Annotated in this window: 1 pseudogene; it reads left to right on the forward strand. The window is 74.6% G+C overall.

The window, feature by feature from the left end:
• A pseudogene (locus G3I78_RS49470) lies at positions 1 to 413 on the forward strand (flotillin family protein); the annotation flags it as partial.

Raw genomic sequence — 413 nt, forward strand, 5'->3', positions numbered from 1 at the left:
TCGACATCGAGATCCGCAAGCCCGCCGAGGCCAAGGCGTACGCCGAGGTCCAGGAGGCGAACGCGCGCCGTGACGCCGCGAACGCCGCGACCGAGGCCGACGCGTACAAGCGCACCGTCATCGCCGAGGCGAACAAGACGGCGGCCATCCAGGACGCCGAGGCGTCCGCGCAGGCCGTGCGCCGCGCCGGTGAGGCCGAGCGCGACCGCCAGGTCGCTCTCGCCGCCGGTATCAAGGCCGAGGGTGAGGCCCGCGCCGCCGCGATCGAGGCCGAGGGTCGCGCCGAGGCCGTGGCGACCGACGCGAAGGCCGACGCGCTCCAGAAGTACGGCGAGGCGGCCCTGGTGCAGGAGCTCATCGAGCGCCTGCCCGAGATCGTGCGCGCCGCGGCCGAGCCGATCGGCAACATCCAG

It is taken from the genome of Streptomyces sp. SID13726, assembly GCF_010548375.1.
GTDB lineage: Bacteria > Actinomycetota > Actinomycetes > Streptomycetales > Streptomycetaceae > Streptomyces.